This window comes from Streptomyces sp. CBMA152 (assembly GCF_014596475.1).
GTDB lineage: Bacteria > Actinomycetota > Actinomycetes > Streptomycetales > Streptomycetaceae > Streptomyces.
In genome coordinates, this window is sequence record NZ_MECJ01000010.1 from 1 (window position 1) to 23,340 (window position 23,340).

18 protein-coding genes are annotated in these 23,340 nt (G+C 73.6%); 11 read left to right on the forward strand and 7 right to left on the reverse strand.

Going from position 1 to position 23,340, the window contains the following annotated elements:
* The 3 genes from BG418_RS09300 to BG418_RS09310 form a co-directional block, all read right to left on the reverse strand.
* Positions 1 to 2,297: AAA family ATPase (locus BG418_RS09300; RefSeq protein WP_188273271.1), on the reverse strand; the 2,297-nt coding region annotated here is incomplete at its 3' end.
* Positions 2,294 to 3,505, reverse strand: coding sequence for an exonuclease SbcCD subunit D (locus BG418_RS09305; protein WP_188273272.1), 1,212 nt, complete (start codon positions 3,503 to 3,505; stop codon positions 2,294 to 2,296). The genes BG418_RS09300 and BG418_RS09305, both read right to left, overlap by 4 nt.
* Positions 3,506 to 3,575: 70 nt before the next feature.
* Positions 3,576 to 4,202 (reverse strand): YigZ family protein, encoded by a 627-nt coding sequence (locus tag BG418_RS09310; RefSeq protein ID WP_188273273.1) that lies wholly within the window; start codon positions 4,200 to 4,202, stop codon positions 3,576 to 3,578.
* A gap of 299 nt (positions 4,203 to 4,501) precedes the next feature.
* Here BG418_RS09310 and BG418_RS09315 point away from each other — a divergent pair, with 299 nt between their 5' ends.
* The 10 genes from BG418_RS09315 to BG418_RS09360 all read left to right on the forward strand — a co-directional run bounded on the left by BG418_RS09315 (position 4,502) and on the right by BG418_RS09360 (position 14,153).
* A complete protein-coding gene (locus tag BG418_RS09315; RefSeq protein ID WP_188273274.1) occupies positions 4,502 to 5,152 on the forward strand; it encodes a hypothetical protein in 651 nt (216 codons plus the stop codon).
* Positions 5,139 to 6,839, forward strand: coding sequence for a GH3 auxin-responsive promoter family protein (locus BG418_RS09320; protein ID WP_188273275.1), 1,701 nt, complete (start codon positions 5,139 to 5,141; stop codon positions 6,837 to 6,839). The genes BG418_RS09315 and BG418_RS09320 overlap by 14 nt, the downstream gene beginning before the upstream one ends.
* Before the next feature lie 208 nt (positions 6,840 to 7,047).
* Positions 7,048 to 7,905, forward strand: coding sequence for a class I SAM-dependent methyltransferase (locus BG418_RS09325; RefSeq protein ID WP_188273276.1), 858 nt, complete (start codon positions 7,048 to 7,050; stop codon positions 7,903 to 7,905).
* Position 7,906: 1 nt separating this feature from the next.
* On the forward strand, positions 7,907 to 9,331 hold the full coding sequence (locus BG418_RS09330) for an NAD(P)/FAD-dependent oxidoreductase (protein WP_188273277.1): 1,425 nt from the start codon (positions 7,907 to 7,909) through the stop codon (positions 9,329 to 9,331).
* A complete protein-coding gene (locus BG418_RS09335; RefSeq protein ID WP_188273278.1) occupies positions 9,328 to 10,491 on the forward strand; it encodes a hypothetical protein in 1,164 nt (387 codons plus the stop codon). The genes BG418_RS09330 and BG418_RS09335 overlap by 4 nt, the downstream gene beginning before the upstream one ends.
* Complete coding sequence (locus BG418_RS09340; RefSeq protein WP_188273279.1) at positions 10,482 to 11,312, forward strand: DUF6182 family protein; 831 nt, start codon at positions 10,482 to 10,484, stop codon at positions 11,310 to 11,312. The genes BG418_RS09335 and BG418_RS09340 overlap by 10 nt, the downstream gene beginning before the upstream one ends.
* Complete coding sequence (locus BG418_RS09345; protein ID WP_188273280.1) at positions 11,305 to 11,949, forward strand: LysR substrate-binding domain-containing protein; 645 nt, start codon at positions 11,305 to 11,307, stop codon at positions 11,947 to 11,949. Before BG418_RS09340 ends, BG418_RS09345 begins: the two co-directional genes overlap by 8 nt.
* A 23-nt stretch (positions 11,950 to 11,972) precedes the next feature.
* Positions 11,973 to 12,758, forward strand: a complete 786-nt coding sequence (locus tag BG418_RS09350) for an alpha/beta fold hydrolase (protein WP_188273339.1) — start codon at positions 11,973 to 11,975, stop codon at positions 12,756 to 12,758.
* Positions 12,758 to 13,717 carry a class I SAM-dependent methyltransferase gene (locus BG418_RS09355; RefSeq protein WP_188273281.1) on the forward strand — a complete coding sequence of 320 codons (960 nt, stop codon included), beginning with the start codon at positions 12,758 to 12,760 and terminating at the stop codon, positions 13,715 to 13,717. Before BG418_RS09350 ends, BG418_RS09355 begins: the two co-directional genes overlap by 1 nt.
* Positions 13,718 to 13,745: 28 nt before the next feature.
* The gene (locus BG418_RS09360) at positions 13,746 to 14,153 is read left to right on the forward strand and encodes a CoA-binding protein (protein WP_317453580.1); all 408 of its coding nucleotides are present in this window, start codon (positions 13,746 to 13,748) and stop codon (positions 14,151 to 14,153) included.
* Between the two features lie 43 nt (positions 14,154 to 14,196).
* Here the strand turns inward: BG418_RS09360 and BG418_RS09365 are convergent, their stop codons facing one another.
* Entirely contained in the window at positions 14,197 to 14,346 is a 150-nt protein-coding gene (locus BG418_RS09365) for a hypothetical protein (RefSeq protein ID WP_188273283.1), read from the reverse strand.
* Between the two features lie 12 nt (positions 14,347 to 14,358).
* On the opposite strand from BG418_RS09365, the gene BG418_RS09370 reads away from it, so the two are divergent.
* Positions 14,359 to 15,222 (forward strand): alpha/beta fold hydrolase, encoded by an 864-nt coding sequence (locus tag BG418_RS09370; protein WP_188273284.1) that lies wholly within the window; start codon positions 14,359 to 14,361, stop codon positions 15,220 to 15,222.
* A gap of 5 nt (positions 15,223 to 15,227) precedes the next feature.
* Here the strand turns inward: BG418_RS09370 and fxsT are convergent, their stop codons facing one another.
* From fxsT to BG418_RS09385, 3 genes are all read right to left on the reverse strand, one after another.
* The gene (fxsT, locus tag BG418_RS09375) at positions 15,228 to 19,205 is read right to left on the reverse strand and encodes an FxSxx-COOH system tetratricopeptide repeat protein (RefSeq protein ID WP_188273285.1); all 3,978 of its coding nucleotides are present in this window, start codon (positions 19,203 to 19,205) and stop codon (positions 15,228 to 15,230) included.
* Positions 19,189 to 20,547 carry a TIR-like protein FxsC gene (locus BG418_RS09380; RefSeq protein ID WP_188273286.1) on the reverse strand — a complete coding sequence of 453 codons (1,359 nt, stop codon included), beginning with the start codon at positions 20,545 to 20,547 and terminating at the stop codon, positions 19,189 to 19,191. The genes fxsT and BG418_RS09380 overlap by 17 nt, the downstream gene beginning before the upstream one ends.
* 94 nt (positions 20,548 to 20,641) lie before the next feature.
* Complete coding sequence (locus BG418_RS09385; protein WP_317453581.1) at positions 20,642 to 23,077, reverse strand: FxsB family cyclophane-forming radical SAM/SPASM peptide maturase; 2,436 nt, start codon at positions 23,075 to 23,077, stop codon at positions 20,642 to 20,644.
* Positions 23,078 to 23,340 lie beyond the last annotated feature (263 nt).

Sequence of the window (23,340 nt, forward strand, 5' to 3'; positions counted from 1 at the left end):
GTCCGCGCGGGCGGGCGGGCCGCCGCCGCGACGGTGGCGGGCTCGGCGAGCCGGTCGGCGACCGCGGCCTCCTCGCGCTGCCAGTCGTCGAGCCGGTGCTGGAGCTCGCTCTGCTGCCGCTCGTCCAGGAAGGCGGCGGCCGCGGCCCGGGGGGTGTCGAACCCGGCCCGGAAGGCCGCCTCCGACAGCCGTCCGTCGGCGTCCTTGAGGCGCTGCGCGCTCGCCTCGACCTCGCGGACGTCCGTGGCGGCCGCTGCGAGCAGTCCGGCGCGGTGCTCCAGGAGCGCCGCCTGCTCGGCGACGCTGCCCGCCTCACCCCTCGCCTGCGCCAACTCCTTTTCGAGGGCGCCCTGTTCGCGGTCGAGCAGTTCGCATCGGGTCGTACGGGCCGATGCGCGGTTGGCTGCCTGCTGCTGTTCCGCGCGCCGCCGGTCGTGCTCGCGCTCCGCGCTCTCGAAGGCCTCGCGCGCGGCGTGCAGCCCGGCGGCGAGCGAGCGGACCTCGCCGTACTCGGCGTCCAACTTCCGTACCTCGTCGGAGAGTTCCGTGAGGGCCGCCACGCCCGCCTCGGCGCGCTTCGCCGCGTACTGCTCGCGGACCGAGGCGAGCGCGCGCTCGGCGTCGGCACGGGCCGCGTCGGCGCCTCGGTACGCCTGCTGCGCGGCCTCCTCCGTCGTACGGTCCACCTGGCCTGCGCCCACGCGCGCGGGGGCGGGGTGTTCGGGCGAGCCGCAGACGGCGCACGCCTCTCCGTCGCGCAACCCGGCGGCGAGCTCGGCGGCGATGCCGCGCAGCCGCTCCTCGCGCAGTTCGAGCCAGTGCTCATGGGCCGCGTTGGCCCGTTCGCGGGCAGCGCTCTGCTGTGCCTCGGCGGCGTGCAGACGTCCTTCGAGCGCGTCCCGGTCGCGGGCGGCGGCCAGTCGGCGCCGGGCCGGGTCGAGCTGTCCTGCCAGCTGTTCCGCGCGCGTGGCGGCCTGGTGCGCCGCCTCCACACGCTCCTGGTGGCGCAGCCGGGTGGCGTCCCAGGCGGCGAGCCAGGCGCCCGCCTCCAGGAGCAGTTCGTCGTCGGCCCTGGCCTGGCGGTCGAGGTCGGCGCGCTCGGCGGAGATCTCGGCGCTGCGCCGCTCGGCGCGGCGGGCGGCGTCAAGGGCGCCCAGGTCTTCGCGCATCTTCCGTTCAAGCGCGGCCAGTTGCTCGGCTCCGGCCTCGGCGAGGTCGGGGGGCAGCTGGGCCCGGGAGCGCTCGCGTGCGCCGCTCGCCGCGTGGTGCTCGCGCTCGGCCTGCTCCCGCAGGGCGAGGGCAGGCGCCACGAGGTCGGCTTTACGGGCCCGCTCCAGGCGCTCCCGTACGGCATCGCGCCGGGGCGCGGCGGCGGCCAGCTCGTCGGCGCGGCGCCGGGCGTCGGCGTAGCCGCGCTGGAGTTCGGCGAGGCGGCGCTCGTCGTCCAGGGCGGTGCGCGCGGCCGCCTCGCGGCTCTCGGCCGCGGCCAGCGCCGAGTCGGCGACGGCGAGCCGTTCACGGGCCCCTGCGCGCGCGACGGCGGCCCAGGCGAGGACGTCCTCGGCGAGCCCCGGCTCGCCCGGGCGGCTGTCGGGCAGCGGCCACTCGCGCGCGTCGGCGCTGTCCCCGGCGGCCTGCGCCATGCGCTGGGCGAGGGCGAGCAGCCGCTCGTCACCGCCTCGCACCTGCTGTTCGGCGCCCCGGCGCAGCTCGGCCAGGCGGTCCTCGACGGCGGCGAACCTGCCGGTGTTGAAGAGCCGCCCCAGGAGCTTGCCGCGCGCCTCGGCGTCCGAGCGCAGGAACTTGGCGAAGTCCCCCTGCGGCAACAGCACCACCTGGCAGAACTGCTCGCGGCTCATCCCGATGAGCTGCCCGATCTCCTCCCCCACCTCCTGGTGGGAGCGGCTCAGCGCCTGCCAGCCGTCCTCGGAGTCGTACTCGCGCAGCCAGGTCTGCGCCTTCTCCGTGGTGAAACCGGTGCCGCGCTTCTTGGGGCGGTTCTGCTGCGGCCGCCGGGTGATCTCCAACCGCCGTCCGCCGACGGTGAGTTCGAGCAGCACCTCGGTGACGGTGTCCGGCGCCGCGTGGTCGCTGCGCAGCGTCGCGCCGGGGCTCTGGCGCGCCCCGGGCACGGCCCCGTACAGGGCGTAGCAGACCGCGTCGAGCACGGAGGTCTTGCCCGCGCCGGTCGCGCCGTGCAACAGGAAGAGTCCGGCGCCGGAGAGCTCGTCGAAGTCGACTTCCTGGGCGGAGCCGAAGGGGCCGAAGGCGGTGACGCGCAGCCGGTGGAGTCTCATCGCCCGGCCTCCTGTCCGGCGCCGGTCACGGCCGTGCGGACGCGCGCGTGGTCGAGCGTCAGCGCCTCCTCGACCCGTACGTCGTCGAAGGCGCCGCGCAGCACCGTCCGCTCGTGCTCGTCGGGGCCGCTGCCGCCGCGCACATGGGCCACGAAGTCCTCCGCGATCTCCTGGTCGGTGCGGCCCTGGAGGCGTCGCGCGTACGAGGCGAGCGGGTCCTCGGGGGCGCGGTCCGGCTCGAAGACGAGGCTGAGGGTGTGCGGGAAGCGGGCGGCGAGGCGGGCCATCGCGTCGTCCGGGCGCACCGGGTCGGTCAGCGTCGCCTCGACCCACGCCTCCTCGTGGCGCTCAAGCGCCGGGTCCTCCAGGAGGTCGTCGAGCCGGCCCCGGACGCGGGCCAGCGCGCGCGGTACGGGGCAGTCGATCCGCTCGGCGCTCACGGCACCGTCGGGAGCGAGGTCGACGAGCCACATCGACTTGCGGTGGGTGGTCTCGGAGAACGAGTACGCGAGCGGGGAGCCCGAGTAGCGCACGCGCTCGGTGAGGGTCTGGCTGCCGTGCAGATGCCCGAGCGCCACATAGTCGACGCCGTCGAAGACGCCGGCCGGGACGGCGGCGACCCCGCCGACCGTGATGTCGCGCTCGCTCTCGCTCGGCTCCCCGCCCGCCACGAAGGCGTGCGCGAGAACGACGGAACGGGTGCCCGGCTGGCGGGCCGCGAGGTCGGCGCGGACGCGCTCCATGGCCGCGCTCAGCACCTGCTCGTGCCCGGCCTTCGCGGTCTTGAACTCGTCCCGGACCAGGGCCGGTTCGAGGTAGGGCAGCCCGTAGAAGGCCACCTCCCCGTCCGCGTCGGCCAGCAGGACCGGGGTGGAGCACCCCGCGGGGTCGGTGCGCAGATGGATGCCGGCCCGCTCGATGAGGCCCGCGCCGACACCGAGCCGCCGGGCCGAGTCATGGTTCCCGGAAATCATCACCGTGGGCACGCCCGCGTCGGCGAGGCGGTGGATGGCCCGGTCGAAGAGCTCCACGGCCGCGAGCGGCGGCACGGCCCGGTCGTAGACGTCGCCCGCCACCAGCACCGCGTCCACGGCGAACTCGCGCACCGTCGCCACCAGGCGGTCGAGGAACGCGGCCTGGGCGTCGAGCAGGCTCACCCGGTGGAACGACCGTCCCAGGTGCCAGTCCGACGTATGCAGGAATCTCATGATCCCCGAGGGTAACGGTGGGGTCGGACATCCCGGGCGGCAACTGCCTTACCGGTACGGCGCAGAGCTGTCACGCGTCCCCGTACGCCTCTCCGCCGAGCTCCAGCGTCGCGGTGCCCGCGGTGGTGTCGGCGAGCCAGGCGCGCAGGGCGTCCACGTCCGCCTCGGGGATGCCGATCTCGATCGTCACGGCCTCCGCGTAGCGCACCTCGCGCACCGCGCGGCCGGTGGCCCGAAGATCGTTCTCCAGCTTGCCCGCACGCTGGTGGTCGACGGTGACGGTGGCCAGGCGGAAGCGCTGGCGCACGACAGTGCCCAGCGCGTCCAGGGCTTCGCCGACCACGCCTCCGTAGGCGCGGATGAGGCCGCCCGCGCCGAGCTTCACACCGCCGTAGTAGCGGGTGACGACGGCGACGGCGTAGCGCACCTCGCGACGGGTGAGCATCTGGAGCATGGGGACTCCGGCGGTGCCGCCGGGCTCACCGTCGTCGCTGGCCTTCTGCACGGAGGCGTCGGCACCGATGACGTACGCGAAGCAGTTGTGAGTCGCCGTCGGGTGCTCCTTGCGCACGCGCGCGATGAACTCCTGCGCCTCCTTTTCGGTGGCGGCGGGCGCGAGCGCGCAGAGGAACCGCGATCGGTTGATCTCGGTCTCGTGCACGCCCTCGCGGGCGATCGTCCGGTACTGCTCCTGCATACGGCCACCCTATGCGGTGCCGCACACCCGACCACCCCGCTCACGGCCCACGCGCGCGTAGCGGCCGCAAGGGCGCGGGACCGGCGGTTCGCCGGAGGTCGCAAGGTGATGGATATCACGCGGTTCGGGACGAAAGCTGCCAGATCGCCTCCCGGGATGGCTGTCGGACGGCTGCCAAATGAACCCCCACCTGCGGCTCCCCCTTGATCCTCAACTCTCGCTATAGCAAGAGGCGACAGACTGCGGGGAGGAGTCGTGTCACAGCAGAGAGTGCGCCGGTTCACGAGGAGCAGCCTTATATGTCACCACATCTGCCGTTATTCACCGTCCTCCTGGGAGGCGATTACGCGGGCAAGTCATCGGCGATGTCCCGGCTCGCGGCCGACCCGGAGCCGGTGCGGGTCGTCTCGGTCGACGACCGGTTCCTGGAGGCCCGGCACACGCTGATCGGACGGCTGCGGCGCGATGTGGTCAAGACCGTCGCCGCGCCCGACGGCGCCTACTCGCCGGACTTCATGGCCAGCATGCTCCAGACGGCGGTGGTGCATCTGCGCGACCAGCTCCTGACCGCGGCGGAGACCGCCGACGGACGGCCGCTCGTCGTGGACTCGTACTACTACAAGATCCTTGCGAAGTGCCGTCTCGCGGGCGTGCGCGAGAACCCCATGTACGACTGGTGGCGCTCCTTTCCGCAGCCGTCCCGTGTCGTCTACCTGAAGGTCTCACCGCGCGAGGCCTGGCTGCGCAGCCGCCGAGGGACGCGGGTCAACTCCCTTGAGTACTACGGCGACCGGCCGGACCGGGCCTCCTTCGAGCGCTACCAGAGCGACCTGGACAAGCTGCTGTGGGACGAGATCAGCCATCTGCCCGTCACGGTGGTCGAGCAGCACCACTCGGCCGAGCGCACCGCCGAAGTCGTACGGGAGGCGGTCCGTCATGACCACGTCTGACCCGCACCGGGACGACACCTCGTGGGCGAGCCCGGAGCGCGTACGCCGCTACCACGCGCGCGTGCTCGGCGAGCGGGCCCGGCTGCGCGCCGCGTTCGCGGACGCCGCCGGCCACCAGCGGCGCACGCTCACCGACCTGCTGGCCTTCAACGCGGACACCGAGTACGGCCGCGCCCACGGCTTCGGCCGGATCCGTACCCTCGACGACTTCCGCAAGGCCGTCCCCGTACAGGACTACTCCGCTCTCGCGCCCTGGATCGAGCGGGCGGCGGCGGGCGAGGAGAACGTCCTGACCGCGGACCGGCCCGCGGTGTTCTTCACCAGCAGCGGCAGCACGGGCGCGCACAAGAAAGTCCCGGTCACCCCGCGCTTCATGCGGACGACGTTCTTCCCGTTCTACTACGCGGCGTGGGCGCCCCTGATCGAGCACTTCCCCGATGTCCTCGCGCGCCCGGACGCGGTGCTCAATCTGAAGCACGACCCGCTGGCCGCGCCCCCCACGACCGCCTCCGGCAGCCCCCATGTGGGCGCCAGCCAGGTCGACTTCGGCACCCGGTTCGGCGAGCCGCTGTCCGCCGAGCCCGGCACCGGCGCCCCCTGGGCGACCCTGCCCGTGCCCGTCGAGGCGGGCGAGCACCTGGAGAAGATGTATCTGCGGCTGCGCATGGCCGTGGAGAGCGATGTGCGCTGTGTCATCGGGATCAACCCGGCGATGGTCGCGGCCCTCCCGTACCAGCTGGACCTGTGGTGGCCCCGGATCGTCAAGGAGGTCCACGACGGCACGCTCGGCGGGCTGCCGCACGGCGCCCCCAACCCGGCGCGCGCCGCGGAACTCCAGCGGCTGGCCGATCGTTTCGGAAGAGTACGACCGGCTCACATCTGGCCGAACATGCGCGCCCTGTTCTGCTGGACCACCGGGCTCGCCTCGCTGTATCTGCCCAGGCTGCGCGAGGAGTTCGGGGCCGGGGTGACCGCGCTGCCCGCCCCGGTCGCGGCGTCCGAGGGTCCGGTGGGGGTGGCCCTCGACCGGCATCCGTCGGCCGGCAGCCTGGTGGTGACCGCGTCGGTGTACGAGTTCGCCGACGCCGACACCGACCTCGCGCCGGACACCGCGACGCTCGGGCCCGACGAGCTCGAACCGGGCCGCGACTACCACGTGATCTTCAGCCATGTGGGCGGGCTCTACCGCTACGGCGTGGGCGACGTGGTGCGTGTGGTGGACCGCGAGGACGGTGTGCCGCGCGTCGAGTACACCGGCCGCAGCACGCTCTCCGACGCGGCCGGGGAGCGGCTGCGGGACGCCCAGGTGATCCGGGCGCTCGGCGAGGCGCTGGCGGCCGGCGGGCTCGACCTGCGCAACGCCGCGTGCCGGGTGCGGAACGCCGAACAGGGCGCCCCCGCCTACGAGTTCGCGGTGGCCCCGGCGACCCCGTGGAGCGACGACGAGTCCCGCCGGTTCCTGCCGCGCCTGGACGACGCGCTCGGCCGGGAGTCGGCCGGGTACCGCCGGGCCCGCGCCGAGCACCGGCTCGGCGCGCCCACCCTGGTGCGGCTGCGGCCGGACGCGTTCCTGCGCGACTGGCAGGCGGCCGTCGCCACCGGCATCCGCCCCACCCAGGTCAAGGACCGGCTGTTCCGCCAGGACCCGGCCCAGTGGCACCGCCTCACCGACGGGGCCGGCGCCTGACCGACGCCACCCGGGCGCACGGCCGGATTCCCCACCCGGCCATGCCCCGACCGGCGGTCCTGGGCCTGCCGGTCCCTTCCAACGGCACGCGCGCGTGAGCTACGAACGTCCTCCACGCGCGCGACCGTCGCACTCCGTACTCGATTCCGCCGCACCCCCGCCCCCACCCGTCCATCGCCATCCGCCCGACCGAAGGAGACGAGCCCGCGTGACCGAACTGCTCGACGCCGTCGAACGCACCGCCCTGCTCACCGCCGCCCTGCGCGCCGCGGAGACACGGCGGCCCGACCGCATCTACCAGGACCCGTACGCGGACGTCCTGTGCGGCGACATCGGGCCCGAACTGCTCTGCCAGATCCGGGCGGCGACGTTCCCGGCGGATTCCTCCCGTACGCTCCCCAGCACCCCCGACTACAACGCGATCCGCACCCGGTTCTTCGACGACTACCTCCAGGAGGCGGCGCGCGAGCCCGGGATGCGGCAGATCGTGCTGGCCCCGGCCGGTATGGACTCGCGCGCGTACCGCCTCGAATGGCCCGAGGGGCTGCGCTACTTCGAGATCGACCGGCCCGCCGTCCTCGCGTACAAGGAAAGCCGCCTCGAGGGGATCACACCGCTCCCCGACCACCGCACGGTCGCCGTCGACCTCACCTCGCCCGACTGGGAGGACGACCTCAAGGCGGCCGGATACGACCCGTCGCTGCCCTCCACCTGGCTGCTCGAAGGGCTGCTGTACTACATCCCCGAGGCCGACACCCACCGCATCCTGAGCCGCGTAGCCGCCCTCTCGGCGCCGGGCAGCCGGATCGCCGCCGACCTGGTCAACGCCGCCGCCCTGACGCTGCCTCATATGCGGGGTCTGCTGGACATCTTCGCGGGCTGGGGCTGCCCCTGGCTGTTCGGGACGGACGAGCCCGAAGCGCTCTTCGACGGCCATGGCTTCTCCGTCGAGGCGCTCCAACCCGGCGAACCGGGCGCCGACTTCGGCCGCTGGCCGGACCCCGTACCGCCCCGGGACGTCGAGAACGTGCGCCGGGTGTTCTTCCTGCACGGTCGGCGGCGCTGACATGGCCAACGCGTTGGTCGTGGGAGGCAGCGTCGCGGGCCTGGCGGCCGCGCTCGCCCTCGCCGGGTCCGGCCGCAAGGTCGTGGTCCTGGAGCGCTCGGCCCCGCCGCCCCGGGGCGCGATGGCCGATCTGCACAACCGCTGGCAGCGCCCGACCGTGCCGCAGGCCCAGCAGTCCCACACGCTGACCTCGCTCGGGGTGCAGACGCTGCGCACGCGCGCGCCCGAGGTCCTGGAGCGGCTGCTGGCGTCCGGTGCCCCGCTGTTCGACCTCACGCGCGCGTTGCCGCCGGGAGCCACCGACCGGGGCCGCGAGGTCGGCGACGACGACCTGGTCGCGATCGGCTGCCGCCGCACCACGCTCGAACTCGTCCTGTACCGGACGGTCGAGGCGCTGCCGCAGGTCGAGATCCGGCACGGCACGACCGTGCGCGGACTGCGGCTCGACGCCGAAAAGCGGTCGGTACGCGGTGTGGTGACCGCCAACGGCGCGCATCTTTCCGCCGACGTGGTCGTGGACGCCACCGGCCGGCGCGCGGCCTCCCGCACCTGGCTCGCCGACGCAGGGGTGGGCCTGGGCAACGATCTGACCACGCCGTCCGGCCTGCGCGGCTTCACCCGGTTCTACCGGCTCAGAGGCAGCTCGCTGCCCGGACCGCTGACCCGTGGCCACGCCGCCGGGGACATCTGGGACCACTACGCGGGCGTGCTCCACCCCGGCGACGCGGGCACCTTCGCGATCGCCCTGGGCACGCTGCCCGGCGACCTCGAACTGGACCGGCTGCGGCACCCGGCCGTCTTCACCGCCCTCGCCCGTGCGACACCGGGCTTGTCGGCGTGGCTCGACGACAGCGTCAGCGAACCGCTCTCGGGCGTCCATGTGATCACCGGCCCGGCCAACGCCCTGCGTGCCGCCGCCGTACGGCCTTCCGTGGCGGGTCTGTTCCCGGTCGGCGACGCGGCCTGTGTCACCAATCCGCTTTTCGGGCGAGGCATGTCGCTGGCGCTCGCCCAGGCCTTCGGCCTCGCCGACGCGCTCGCGGCGCACCCGGCGGCCGAGCGGTCGGAGGCGGCGGCGCGGTTCGCGGACACCCTGCTGCGGCCGTGGTACGAGCACGCGGCCGGGAGCGACCGCGAGCGGATCGGACAGTGGAGCGCCGCCGTCCACGGCCGTTCCCAGCCGCCCGTCGACCCCGGCTGCCCGAGCGGTCAGATCCGCGCGGCCGCCGTGCACGACGGCATGGTGTGGCGGGGTCTGATGCGGGTCCTGATGGGGCTGAGGACGCCGGACGAGGTGTTCGGGGACGAGAAGTTCCACCACCGGGTCGCCCACGCACCGCGCGGCGCCACACCCTCGGGCACCGCGCCACTGCCCCGCCAGGAGCTCCTGCGGGCCCTCGACGAGGCCGAGGAGGTCCGGCCGTGACCTCACCCGCCCTCGCCCCCTCCCCGCGCCCCCGGCAGGCGACGAGCGCGCGCCGACGCGTCCTGCTCGCGCCGGTCACGATCACCCCGTCCAAACCGCTCGGCCCGTCCCACCTCAAGGGGCTGTTCTGGACGGACGTGATGTACCGGGCGACCGGCGCGCTCGCCGAGGTCGACTACCGCTTCAGCCACACCACGTACCACCTCACCGAACAGACCCTGGCCTTCTGGGAGTTCCTGGACCGCACCCAGGGCGACAGGGACTACACGGAGCTGTCCGAGGACGACATCGGCATGCTCTACGTCCGTCACCGGGCGGCGCAGGAGCAGGCCCCGGCCGCCGCACTGCGCCCGTACGCCGACGCCGTCGAGCACCACGGCTGGGTGCACCCGGCCGCCACCCGGGTGCTTGAGCTGTGGCGGACGCAGTACGCCCGGCTCGGCCTGCACGACCCCGGGCTCCTCGCCCACCAGCCGCCGGGCCTCGGCCTGGAGGAGATGCTGGAGCACCTACGCGCGCGTGGCCTGTGCCTGGACCACCGCGGCCTGGGCGGCCCGGTCTATCTCGACCTGACCCGCCACGGGCTGCCGCTGCGCCGGATCGTCACCGCCGACGGCCGCCCCAACTACCTCGCCTGCGCGCTGCGCGAACTCCTGCCGCTCGCGCCCGAGTACGACGAGGTGGTGTTCCTGTACGACCCCGACCTCGACCCCGACTACCAGTTGCTCGCGCGCGTGCTCGCGCCCCTGGGGCCGACCGTGCACCGGGTTCCGGTCGGACGGGTGCCGGTCGACGGCGAGATCCGCTCGGCCCGCAAGGGCGGCTGGCGGGGGCAGGACGCGGCTGCGCTCCTGGACGCGACCGCCGGGCACGACGAGGCGGCGACCCACCTCGGCATGCGGCTCTACTTCATCGCCACGCTCGGCCCGGGCCAGGGCCAGTCCCATCGGCCGGACCTGCTGGGCCAGTGCCTCAAGCGGGCCGAACGCCTGCTGGCCGGCGCCCCGGCGACCGCAGCGGACGACCTGCCCGAGCGGCTGGGCGTCCACCGCCGCGACCACGTGTACGTGGACCCGTACCGGCTCACGACCGGCCTGCTCGCCCGGCACCGCGCCGCGCCCGCGCGCGATCTGCTCTCGGCGGTGTTCCTGTGCCCCTGACCCAGCGACGACTTCACGACGAGGCGTACCGGCGGCTGCGGGACGTCCGGCCGGAACTCGCCACTCCGGCGGGCGAGTCGGACTTGGCCGCGCTTCTGCGGGCCCGAGCCGAGGCCGTCGAGCGGCCGGGCACGGACGCTGTCCTGGCGGTGGCGGTCCTGCGCGGCTTCGACCCCGCGGCCTGGGTCAGGGACGCGGCCGCGTTCGCGCTCGGGCTCGCCCCGGACACCGCGGCGGCCTGGCGGCGCTCATTCACCCGAACGGTGTACCTGGCCGGGAACCCGGAGAACCTGCTCGGCCGTTACTCCTTCGACCACCTGGCCGAGGACGGGTCGGTCGGCTGGTGCGGCCCGGCACCGGCCGGGAACAGCGCGGGGCTGCGCCGCCTGCTCAAGCTGTTCCTGTCCACGGCTCCGTTCCCGGTCGGCCCTCCGACCACGATCACCGTGCCGACCCCCGCCGCCAACGGGGGCGACACCACCTCGGGCCCACTCGGCCGCGCACTGGGGCGGCCCACTGTGCCGCTGCCACACGGGCCTGCGTCACACCGGCCCGCGCCGAGGGCCGCCGTCCACCGCGATCTGTACGTCGCGGCGTCCGGCGTGCCCGTGCCCGAGGCGCTGGTCCACCTCAACCACCTGGTGGTCGAGGCGGCCCTGGACGGGCTGATCGGGCCGGGCGACCGGCTGACCCTGCGGTCCGTCCCGAGCCTGACCGGGGCGGTCACGCCGTTCGCCGCGCTCCGCGTCGACGTCGACCGCACCCATCCGCACCAGCTCCGCGCGTTCGCCGCGCTGACCGAGGAGACTCCCGATGTCTGACCCGTCCACCAGCAGCGCCCCCGGCGCACCGCCCGTCCGCTTCGGCATCCACGGCTCGCCGCACCTCGCCTCAGCCGTGGTGCGCGCGGCGGGCCGCGACGGGAGCGCCGTGCAGATGGTCGGATACGACGTCGAGGACCCGTTCCGGGGACTGCGGGCCAAGGAGCTCGACGTCATGATCGTCAAGTACGGGCTGCGCGAGCCGGATCTGGCGCTCAGCCGTCCGGTGGCGTACGACCCGCGTGCGGCGATCGTCGGCGCCCATCACCCGCTCGCCACGCGCGCGTCGGTGTCGGTGGAGGAGCTGGCCGACTACGACGCGTTCCGCTGCCCCGGCGCCTTCCCCGCGTATGTGTGGGACGAGGTGGTACCACCCCGCACCCCGGCGGGCCGCACCATACGGCGGCGGTACGACATGGGCACCGTGCAGGGCCTGATGGAGCTGCTGGCCGGGACCGACGCCGTCCACATCTCGTTCCAGTCGCTCGACACCATCACGCCGCCGCACATCAAGGTGGTCCCGATCGCGGATCTGTCACCCGCGCCCGTGGCGTTGGCGTGGCTGCGGGAGCTCGAACCGGGCGCACACGTACGGCAGTTCATCACGGACGCGGAGAACGGGAGCACGGCCCGATGACGGCACAGGCAACGACCCACGCGATGACACGGGCAGCAGAGGGCGTCCCCGTGGTGCTGCTGCACGCGCTCTCGCTCGACTCCTCGATGTGGGACGCGCAGCGGTACGCGCTGGAGCGGCGCGGGCATCCCGTCGTCGCCCCCGATCAGCGCGGTTTCGGTACATCCCCGCTCGGCGACGGGCCGCCGTCGCTCGACACGGTCGCCGACGACCTGGCCCGGGAGCTGGACCGGCGGGGCATCGACCGTGCGGTGCTGGTCGGGGTGTCCATGGGCGGCTATGTCGCGATGGAGTTCCTGCGCCGACACCCCGGTCGGGCTCTCGGTCTCGCCCTGATGTCCACGCGCGCGGAGGCGGACGACGAGGCCGCGCGGGCGGGGCGGGAGGGCTTCGCCGCGCTGATGGCGGACCCGGTGAAGGCCCGGGCGGTCATCGAGTCGACGGCGCCCCGGCTGGTGGGCGCCACCACGCACGCCGAACGGCCGCAGGTGGTGGCCCGGTTGCGTGCCGTACTGGCCGGGGTCTCCCCCGTATCGCTGGCCTGGGCCCAACAGGCCATCGCGGCGCGGACGGACGCCACGGACGTGCTGCGGGCCGCCGACATACCGGCCGTGGTGCTCACCGGCGCGGAGGACCAGCTGGTCTCGGCGGCGGACGCGCGCGCGATGGTCGAGGCCCTGCCCCGGGGACGCCACTCGGTCATCCCGGGCTCGGGCCATCTGCCGCCGCTGGAGGTCCCGGCGGCGACGCTGGCCGAGCTGGACGCCCTCATAGCCGAAGTGGTCGCCGAAACGGAGGATGCCCGCTGATGCTGACGGACGACCACCGGGCCTGGGGGTTCACCTCCTCCACCGGGCTCGGCTTCACCCATCACACCATCGTCGACGCCCACTTCGACGCCTGCCGGGATGCGTATCTGGGCCTGCTCGGGCAGGCCGGGATCCGGCCGGGCGCACACGTCCTGGACGCGGGCTGCGGCGGCGGGGACTTCCTGCCGTGGCTGGCCGATCTGGTGGGCCCCGAGGGCCGGGTCACGGCCGTCGACCTGGCCGAGGAGAACGCCGAGCTGGCCACCGAACGTCTGACACGGTGGTCCCCCGCCTGTCCGGTGGAGGTGCGCCGCGCCGATCTCCTCGAACTCCCTTATCCGAACGACTCGTTCGACGCGGTGTGGTGCGCGAACACCGTCCAGTACCTCAGCGACGCCGAACTCGCCCTCGCCCTGCGGGAGATGCGGCGGGTGGTCCGGCCGGGCGGGACGGTGGCGGTGAAGGACCTGGACGCGCATCTGATCACCGCCCGGCCCACCGACCCGTACCTCTTCGCGGACTTCTTCCGCGCGGCCGGACGGACCCCGGGCTACGCGGCCCAGCTGCTGCGCACCCGCGACCTGTACCGCCATCTCAAGGCGGTCGGACTGACCGGGGTGCGGCAACAGACGGTCCTCATCGAGCACTTCGCCCCGCTCACCCCACAGGCCCGGGCGTTCTACGCGCCCACCTGCGCGCAGCTCGCCGGACAGGCCCTGGAGCTGGGCCTGAGTGAACAGTGGCGGCGCTTCGTGGACCCGGACGCGCCGGACCATCCGCTCGACTCGCCCGACGGGTACATCAGCGAGGGCAATGTGCTGGCGGTCGGGACCGTGCCGGGCGACGGGACCGGCCCCAGTCAAAGGACCGTTCCCGGTGGCGTGAATGTTCCCGGTGCCGGGGAATTCCAAGACCATCCCGTTCGTTCCCAGGGAGAGGAGAGCATCCAGACCAGCTGATGGACCCGAGGTCCGCGGGAGGCACGGCGTGAACAGCGAGCAGGAGACGATCCGCAGGGTCCTCACCCAGAGCGGGGACACCTGGGCGATCGTGGGGCTGTCCTCGAACGAGCGGCGGGCCGCGCACGGGGTCGCGGACGTGCTCCAGCGGTACGGGAAGCGGATCGTGCCCATACATCCCAAGGCCGAGACGGTGCACGGGGAGCAGGGGTATCCGTCGCTGGACGCGATTCCGTTCGAGGTCGACGTCGTGGACGTCTTCGTGAACAGCGAGCTCGCCGGGGACATAGCGGACCAGGCCGTCGCGGTCGGCGCCAAGGCCGTCTGGTTCCAGCTCGGGGTCATCGACGACGCGGCGTACGAGCGGACCCGGGCGGCGGGGCTGGACATGGTCATGGACCGATGCCCCGCGATCGAGATACCCCGGCTCGGCTGACCCCTCGGCCGCGCGCCACACGTCGCTCGCCCCCACACGTCGGTCACTGCCACACCTCGACCCCGGCCGCGCATCGGTCGCCTCCCAGGAACAGAACGCCCGCGATACGGAACACCCGGAACCGGTAGCCGCTGTACCGGCCGCGTTCCGTACGCGCATACTGGCGCCAGCCGCAGCCTGCGAACAGACGCACGGGAGGCGCTCCTTGCACAAGGTGATACGCACCCCGGACGGCCGCAAGCTGGCCGTCGAGACTCGTGGGCACCCCCTGGGCAGGCCGGTCTTCCTGCTGCACGGCACACCCGGAAGCCGGCACGGCCCGGCCCCGCGCAGCACCGTCCTGTACCGGATGGGCGTCCGGCTGATCACCTTCGACCGGCCGGGATACGGAGACTCCGACCGTCGGCCCGGACGCCGGGTGGTGGACGCGGCGGACGACGTGGCGGCGATCGCCGACGCGCTGGGGATCGACCGGTTCGCCGTGGTGGGGCGCTCGGGCGGTGCGCCGCACGCACTGGGGTGCGCCGCACGGCTTCCGGACCGTGCCGCCAGGACGGTGGCGCTCGTCCCGCTCGCGCCGCGCGACGCCGACGGGCTCGACTGGTTCGAGGGCATGACCGAGGACAACGTGCGCGCGTACACCATCGCGGCGGGCGGGCCCGAGGCCGTGACCGCCGCGCTGGAGGTGCGGGCCGAGGCGATACGGGCCGACCCGAGGGCCACGGTCGCCGCGATGCACGGCATGGTGCCCGATCCGGACCGGGGGGTCCTGACCGACGCGGCGATCAGAGCGCTGCTGGTGCGCAACTTCGCGGAGGGGCTGCGTACTTCGGCCGACGGATGGGTCGACGATGTGCTGGCGCTCAGCTCGCCGTGGCAGTTCCGGCCCGAGGACATCGGGGTGCCGGTGCTGCTGTGGCACGGGGCGCAGGATGTCTTCGCGCCCGCGTTGCACACGCGCTGGTTGGCGGAGCGGATTCCGGGGGCGTGCCTCGAAGTGCCGCCGGACGCAGCCCACTTCGGCGCGCTGGAGGTGTTCACCCGGGCCCTTCGGTGGGCCCGTTGGTGACCCGGCTACACCGGCTGGATCTCGATGTCCCTGTCCAGTCGTCGCCAGGCCCTCGCCGCCTCCGCTATCGGGTGGTCCACGCCCAGCTGCTCCGCCGCCGGTTCCAGGACCGTGGCGCGCAGGCGGGCGGCCTCCTCGCCCCGGCCTGCCGCTCGTAGGGTGACCGCCAGGTTGGAGCGGCAGATCAGGACGTCGGGGTGGCGGGGGCCGAGGGTGTCCAGCAACCGGTCCAGGACCGCGCGCTCCCAGCGTTCGGCGAGGTCCGGGCGGCTCAGATCGCCGTACACATTGGCCAAGTTGATGCCCGCCGCGTGGACGAAGGGGTGCTCCGGGCCGAGTGCGCCCTCCAGCGCCGCGCGGACCTTCTCGGCGTCGTCGGCGGCCTCCTGCGCGCCTTCGGTCGCCCGTCGGTGGACGACCACGTTGTCCCGGCAGGCCAGGGTGTAGGGATGGTGCTCGCCCAGCTTCTGGCGGTAGCCGTCCAGCATCCGGCACGCGAGGTCCAGGGCCCGGCCCGGGTCGCCGACGGCCGCGTGGTCGGCGGCGAGGTTGAGGCCGCAGGCCAGGGTGTCGGGCGCGGTGGGCCCGTACCGCTCGTACAGGCGCTCGTACGACTTCGTCGTGATGCGGATCGCTTCATGCGGGTGGCCGGCGCGGCGCAGGGAGACCGCGAGGCTCTTCGCGGTGCGCAGCACCTCGGGCGCGCGCGGGTCGAGGACACGGCGCAGCCCGTCGAGGACTTCCCTCAGCAACTGCACGGACGCCGCGTACTCGCCGTTCTCCCGCAGGTCCGTCGCGAGGTGGCCGGTGGTGGCGAGGGTGAAGGGGTGTTCGTCGCCGAGCAGCAGGGCGAGGCCCTCGACGGTCCGCTCGTCGAGCCGTCGCGCGGCCTCGCTGTTGCCGGTGAGCCGGTAGTCGATGGCGAGGTTGTTCGCCGCCATCAGGGTGCGCCGGTGGTCCTCGCCGAAGAGGCGGCGCATCCCCTGGTAGATCCACAGATCACGGTCGAGCGCCTCCGCGAAGCGGCCGACGGCGCGCAGGTCGGCGGCGAGGCTGCCGGTGACGATCAGGACGCTGGGGTGGTCGTCGGCCGGATGGTCCGCGTGGAAGTGCTGCCGCTGGCGCTCCAGGGTGTTCTCGTCCAGCTCCAGGGCCTCGTGGTACATCCCCTGGGCCCGCAGCACGTTGGCGAGCTCGAAGCGGATGGTGAGGGTCTGCAGGTCGTCGTCGCCGAGCCGACGGGTCCAGATGTCGTCGAGCTGGACGCCGAGGGCGCGGGCGCTCTCCAGTTCGCCGCGTTTGAGGAGGTAGCGGATCCGGTCGACCATCAGCTGGCGCACGCTCCCCTCGTCGCAGTCGGCGACGCCCGACGCGCTCAGATGCGGCCAGATCAGCTCGAACTCGGGCCAGCTCCTGGGGTCGCTGACCGGGTCCTCCCGGCCGACGCCCTCGGTGGGCCGCGCCTGGGCGAGCACGCGGTGCACCACGTGTTTGGCCTCGACCTGCTCCTGGGGGTTGAGTCCGGCCCGTACGGCGGCCTGGACCAGGCGGTGCACCTGGATGCTGTTGTCGGCGGCGTCCACCTTGGCGAGGGCGAACCGGTTCAGCGTCTGGATGACCCGGCCCAGCATGTACCGCTCGCGCAGGTCCGCGTCGTACGGAAGGAGCGCGTCGATCATCGCGTCGCTGCTGATGAGCCGCATCGAGACCGACTCGGCCGAGAAGAACGACAGCAGCTCCAACAGCCGTACGGCGGAGCGGGATTTCTCGCGCAGCCTGTTGATGGAGATGGCCCAGGTCGCGCCGATGCGATGGCCGTAGTCCTCGGGTGTGCCGAGCGAGAGGACCTGGGTGCTCTGCTCCCTGAGCTGTTCCAGATACGCGTCGACGGGCGTCGCCGTCTCGGCGAGCCAGGCCCCCGCCGCCTCCACGGCCAACGGCAGGTCACCGACGGCGGCGGCGACCCGGTCTGCGTCCGTGCCCGGCAGCCCGGCGACCCGCCAGGTCAGATGCTCGACGCTCTCGGCCCGGGTGAAGACCTCGACCTCGATGGTCTCGGCCCGGGCGGACGCGGGCTTGCTGCGACAGGTGGCGATCACATGCCCGTACACCCGGCCCGGCAGCGGGGCGACGCTCGGCGACAGTCGTCGCAGCGCCGAGTCGGGGTCCTCCACGTTGTCGAAGATCAGCAGCCAGCGCGGATAGCGCTCGCCGCTCCACAGCTCCTGGAGCGCCGCGAGGGCCGCCACGCCGACCACGTCGCCGGCCTTGAGGTCCATCTCCACGGCGAGTTGGGCGAGCGAGGCCACCACGCGGTCGGGCCGCTCGGCTTCGATCCACCACACCAGGTCGTAGTCGGCCCGGAACCGGTGCGCGTACTCCAGCGCCACCTGGGTCTTGCCGACGCCGCCCAGGCCGTGCAGGACCTGGGCACGGCGATGGGTGGAGCGGCTGTCGCCGCGCAGCTGGTCGCGCATCCGGTCGATCAGGGTGGTGCGGCCGGTGAACCAGCTGTTGCGCGGCCGTATGTTGGAGATCCGGGGCGCGTTGCCGGGAAAGCGCGGCCGGTCGGGGCCGGTCGGCAGGGCGGGTATCGCCTCGGTCCGCTCCAGGGCGCTCAGCAGCGCGGCCGCCGCCCGGGTCTCGTCGACGCGGACCAGGTCGACCGGGCCCCGGCTGCCCGGCGGCGGGGTCAGGCGCACGTCGCCGACGCGCACCGGCAGCATCCTGCGGCGCCCGCCCGAGCGGTCCTGGGCGGAGCCGCCGTCCCACAGGCCGCGCCCCTCGCGGGACTTGAGGTAGGCGGCGGAGGCGATGTGCAGGACGCGGTAGGCGCCCTCCTTGGCGAACTCCTCCTCGATCCGGGCCGGTTGCGGGGTGCGGGCGTCGGCGGCCACCGGGTGGAACCCGGCCGCTTCCAGCACGGAGGTGATCCAGTCCACCCACATCCGGTCCTCGGAGACATGGCTGAGCACGATGTTCACCGGCGACTTGGGGCGGCGCCGGGTGAAGGCGCCGACGTGCGCGGTCCGCAGCGACTCGTCGATCGGCGGCAGCCCGGTGACCTGGCCATGGGTGAGCACCGAGGTCAGCCGCTCGCAGGCGGCGAGCACGGAGCTGGCGACGCCCGGCGGGTCGCCGAAGGTGGCCAGGACCTCCTCGTACGCGTAGAACGGCCGGTACGGGATCTCGACGGTGCCCCAGTAGGCGCCCGCACCCTCGATGCCGAGGCCGGTGGGGAAGCCCGCGAACGCCTCTCTGGCCAGCGCCCGCCCGGCGTCCGCCTTCTCCTTCTCGCCGTCGTCGATGCGGGTCGGCACCGGCAGGATGCGGATGTTGCGCTCGCCGTAGCGCTCCTCGATGTCGCGGGCGACGGCGGAGGCGCCGTCGATGCTCTGGTCGCTGAGGGTGAAGCAGACGACGAGGACCTGGGGCATCTGGACCGTACAGATGTCGGCGATGTCGCTGAGGCCCGTGCGGCTGTCGATGAGGGTGTAGTCGTAGTGGGCGCGCATGTCGGCGCTCATGGCGTCGAAGAACTGGCCGCCGCCGGAGTGCTCGTAGAAGTGGTCCCAGTCCATCCGGCCGACGACGGAGGCGTAGTCGCGGTTGCGGCGGCCGGCGGAGAGGAAGTCCAGGCTGCCGCCGCCGGGGAAGGACCAGTCCAGCGAGACGGCGTGCGGGCGCACGCGCGCGTAGCCGCGGTACCAGTCGGGGTCCCGGTCGGGGGCGGCGCGGCGCACCTCCTCCTGGTACTCGGTGATCAGGTTGATGAGCCCCGGCGTCGCCTCCAGGGCGCGCAGGTCGAGGAAGGGGTGGAAGAAGCGGTGCAGTCCGGGCGCTTCGAGGTCCCAGTCGACGGCGAGCACGCGATGGCCGTTGGCCGCCAGGATCCAGGCGCAGTTGGCGAGCGCCATGGTCCGCCCGGTGCCGCCCTTGTACGAGTAGAACGTGATGACGGTCCCGTCACGGTTCTCGGCCATCTGAGGGGCCCTCCACCCGGTCGGCCTTGCTCTGGTCGGCGGCTCGCCGCTCGCGCCGCCCCTCGGCCTCCTGGGACCGCCCGTATCCGACTCCGTGCGGCAGGACCCGGGGAAGCGGTGTGCCCGGCCCGGGCGTCGCGTCCGTGCGGCCGGCGCTCTCGTAGTGCCTGACCGCCGACCGTACCGCCCGGGGCAGCTCCTGGCTGAAGGCTTCCAGAGTAGGCAGTCCGCCTCCGCGCGTCAGGTGTCCTTCGCTGTCCCAGGCGCGCGCGGCGAGCACGTCGTCGGCGGTGTCGCGCAACTCGCCCTCGTGGAGCCGGGATTCGGGGTCCACCCGGTTCCAGGGAATCATGACGCTGATCCAGGGCCTCGGTTCGGCCGAGAACCGCCGTACCAGTTCGCGATGGCGGGCCGAGCCGAGCGCCCAGCGGTCCAGCAGCAGCAGCCCGGGGGCGGCGGGCGGCCCCGGGCTCAGTATCCGCTCGGCGTTCTCGTCGAACTCCCCCAGGACGACCGAGTAGTTGAGGTTGCTGACCAGGTCGGCGGTGTGGCTGGCCAGGGGCCTGGCGGACATCGGGTGGTACGGGTTCCAGTCCTGCGGCCGGGAGCCGTAGCAGTCGGGGCCGCGCCCGGGCGGCAGACCGTCGCGGGAGCATGCGAGGACCGTGACCTCAAGCTGGCGGCCGGGCCCGGGGGCGGAGCCGAACGCGGAGGTCAGCGTGGCGTAGTCCTGGTAGGGGTCCCCGTCGGCGATCCGGGTCTGCTCGGCGACGCTGACGACGCGCTTGGCCAGGCGGTAGACGGCGTGTTCGTAGTGGTCGCGCAGATAGTTGAGCTTGATCATCCCGTAGAAGCCCTCGTCGGCGTACTCGTCGCCGAAGTCCGCGTGATTGAACCTCAACCTGCGGGCGGGTTCCGGCAGTTGGTGCGGCAGTACGGGGGTCCACAGCGCGGGGATGATCGCCGGGGGTGTGCGGCGCTCGCTGCGCGACTGGTGCAGGGTGTCGCGGCCGGCGAACGCGAACCACTCCCGGCCGCACTGCTCGCTCAGGAAGTAGCGCGGCGAGTAGAGCGGCACGAAGACCCGGCACAGCGCCAGGGCCTCGGTGATCTGCCCCTGCCAGTCCTCGCCGGGGCGTACGTGCTGGTCCATGAAGCCCGCGGGCACCCCGGCCGGGAGCGCGGTCAACTGCATCACGTGCGCGGACAGGTCGCGGAAGAAACGCTGCACCCACAGATCGGGGTCCCTGTCCCGGGGGTCGTTCTTGGGGGTGTGCGCATAGCTCAGGAAGAAGTACGGCCTCGGCTCGCGCCCCCCGCCCCCAGCGGCTTCGTGCGGCACCGCTCCCTCCCGGTCCGAGTGGGTGGGTCCTCAGTGTAGGAAGCCGACGATCCACGGCGGAACCGCCTGTACGCGCCGAATCGACGGCTCCCGGTCAACCGCGCGGCGCGTTGCGGGCGCGCCAGGCGTCGCGGTGGCGCCGGGCGGCGTCCCGCGCGCCGGTCAGCGCCCGGGGCGGCACCTGCTCGGCCCGCCAGGCGGCCGCCGTCTCGCCCATCGCGGCGACGAAACGCTTCCCGTGCGCGGTGAGCGAACCGCTGCGGGCGAGGGTGTCGATGGCGTCCGTGGTCTGCTGGCGCCAGCGCGCGAACTCCGTCTGCGCCCTCTCGCGCGCCGCCGGTCCCTCGGCGGTGGAGCGGCGCACCCGCCAGAAGTCGGTGACGGCGAGGTGTGCGTAGGCCCCTTGCAGCAGCCCGTCCAGGGGCCTGGGGTCATCGCGCCAAGGGGCGTAGTAGTGGCTGTGGTCCTCGGGGTCGTACAGGTCGCAGACATCGAGCACCGCGCCCAGCTTGACGTGCTGGAACTCATGGACGATCAACAGAGCCAACAGGTCCGGGTCGGACGGGCGGGCCGCCGCGACCGCCCCGAAGGCGTCGCGACACGTGGCGCTGGTGTGGCAGCCGGGCCGCGGGGTGAGCGGGGTGACAACCCGCAGCCCCGCGGCGATTCCCGGTGCGTACGCAGTGAGTTGACGCTGCATCAGGGACCATGCGATGGCGAGCCCTTGAGCCCACGCGCGCGCTCCCGGCGCCGGGAGCCGGTCCGCGACGGGCCACTCGTAACGGTCGCGCAGCGGGTCGGTGTCCTCCAGGGCGACCGTCCAGCCGTCCGCCTCGAAGAGCCTGACCGGCTGCCAGTACGGAGTGCGCCCGTCGAGCCCGTCGCCCCAGCCCATCCGCAGCCTCTGGCCCCCGGACCGTACCGTGAACCCATAGGACTCGGCGGTCACTTCGGCCTCCTCGGCATCGCCCGGCAGTAGGGCGCGGCCGATGCCGGGCAACCGCAGGGTGCCGGCGCGCAGCGGGACGGTGACGGCGTCGGCGCGACGGGCGCGCAGCGCGGCCGCCGCCGCGAGCTCGGCGAGGCCGGTGGCGGGCGCGCTCCGGGTGTCGTCACCGAGGACGCGCAGCGCCCATGGCCGGAAGTAGGGGTGCGCGAGCGCCGCCTCAAGGGCCTGCGGCGCGTCCGCGTCGAGGTCGACGAGGAGTTCCCAGGCGGCCATCGCCCGGCGGTCCGAGTCCCGGACGCGGCCGCCGACGGCGGCGAGCAGGTCCCGGTTGAGGTCGAGCTGCGCGAGGGCCAGGCGCCGGACGGTCGCGGCGCCGCCGAACCCGGCCGCCAGCTCGTCGAAGTCGCCCGGTTCCAGAGGGTGTTCGGCCATCTCGGCGGCTTCCCCGACCGCCGCGTGAGCGGTCGCCTCGTGCGGACGGGTGTGTGCGTCCTCGGGTATCTGCTCGTACGTACGGATGCGCGTGATCAGGGCCAGTAGGTCCGGGCAGAACACGGACGGGTTGTCGAAGCCGTTCGCGGTGCGGTAGCGGTGGGCGTACAGGCCGCCGCCGCAGGACTCGACGACCGGACACGCGGTGCACTGGGCGCACAGCGCCTCGATGCCCTTCTGCCGGGCCAGCATCCCGGGATGGCGCAGGACGTCGTCCAACGAGTGCTCGAAGACGTTCAGTCCGGTGGCCGGGGCGCCGTCGTACGCCGTCTTGAGGCTGTCCGCCTGCTCGTATGCGCCGTCGGTCTCGATCACCACGAGGTCGGCGGGGGCGAGGCCGAGCGATTCGGTGAGGCTGCTTCCGCCGCGCAGGGTGCGGTGCACCGACTCGAAGGTCCGCACCGGGACCGGACGGCCCGCCGCGTCCCAGCGCCGGTAGACGGCGTCGAGCCAGTCGGCGTACGGGGTGGGGCGTCCGGCGGGGCGCGGCGGCGGGGTGTCCCAGGTGGCGTGCGGCAGCAGGAAGTCGATGCGCGGCGGACCGAGGGCGACCAGCGCGTCGTGGACGGCGACCGGGTCGTTCTCGATGTCGATGGTGCACAGCAGCCCGGCGAACAGCTCGCGGTAGCGCGGGCGGCTCAGCAGGGCGACCGCGTCGAGGACCTTGGCGTGGCTGCTGCGGCCGTCGGCGTACCGGCGGTGGCGGTCGTTGGACTCGCGGTCGCCGTCCAGGGAGATGCCGACGCGGACGCCGAGTTCACGGAAGAGCTCGCAGAACTCCTCGTCCAGCAGGACCCCGTTGGTGTGGATACGCAGATCGAGGGCGCTGATCCCGTCCAGGGCGCGGCCCAGTTCCTCGGCGGCGCGGCGCAGCAGGGCCGGTCCGGCGAGCAGTGGTTCGCCGCCGTGCAGGACGACATGGACGGTGGGCAGCCGGTGGAGGAGGGCGTGTTCGGCGATCCTGGCCGCCGCAGCGGCCAGGATCTCCTGCGACACCGCTCTGGGCCGGCCGCGCCAGCTGGTGTCGGCGTGCTCGTAGACGTAGCAGTGGTCACACGCGAGGTCGCAGCGGCTGTGTGTCTTCAGCACGATCTGCGACAGCGTCGGCGGCCGGTCCACGGCGCTAGAGCGACGACTGGAAGGCGGCGACCCGTACCGTCGGGCCGTCGTCGGCCGCCATCAGTCTCCGTACGCCGACCGGCAGTTCGCCGGCGCGTGCCTTGACCGCCTGCACTTGCAGCTGCGACCGCTCGCGTCCCTGCCGGTCGATCGTGGGACAGGGCCTTTCGGCGGCCGTGACGAGGTATTCCAGAGGAGCCCCCGCAGACAGGTGTACGGAAGATCGAGGGCGG

Coding starts and splice junctions, on each gene's coding strand:
- BG418_RS09305 (WP_188273272.1), bottom strand. CDS start 3,505: ATGAGATTCCTGCATACGTCGGACTGGCACCTGGGACGGTCGTTCCAC.
- BG418_RS09310 (WP_188273273.1), bottom strand. CDS start 4,202: ATGCAGGAGCAGTACCGGACGATCGCCCGCGAGGGCGTGCACGAGACC.
- BG418_RS09315 (WP_188273274.1), top strand. CDS start 4,502: ATGTCACCACATCTGCCGTTATTCACCGTCCTCCTGGGAGGCGATTAC.
- BG418_RS09320 (WP_188273275.1), top strand. CDS start 5,139: ATGACCACGTCTGACCCGCACCGGGACGACACCTCGTGGGCGAGCCCG.
- BG418_RS09330 (WP_188273277.1), top strand. CDS start 7,907: ATGGCCAACGCGTTGGTCGTGGGAGGCAGCGTCGCGGGCCTGGCGGCC.
- BG418_RS09345 (WP_188273280.1), top strand. CDS start 11,305: ATGTCTGACCCGTCCACCAGCAGCGCCCCCGGCGCACCGCCCGTCCGC.
- BG418_RS09350 (WP_188273339.1), top strand. CDS start 11,973: ATGACACGGGCAGCAGAGGGCGTCCCCGTGGTGCTGCTGCACGCGCTC.
- BG418_RS09355 (WP_188273281.1), top strand. CDS start 12,758: ATGCTGACGGACGACCACCGGGCCTGGGGGTTCACCTCCTCCACCGGG.
- fxsT (WP_188273285.1), bottom strand. CDS start 19,205: ATGGCCGAGAACCGTGACGGGACCGTCATCACGTTCTACTCGTACAAG.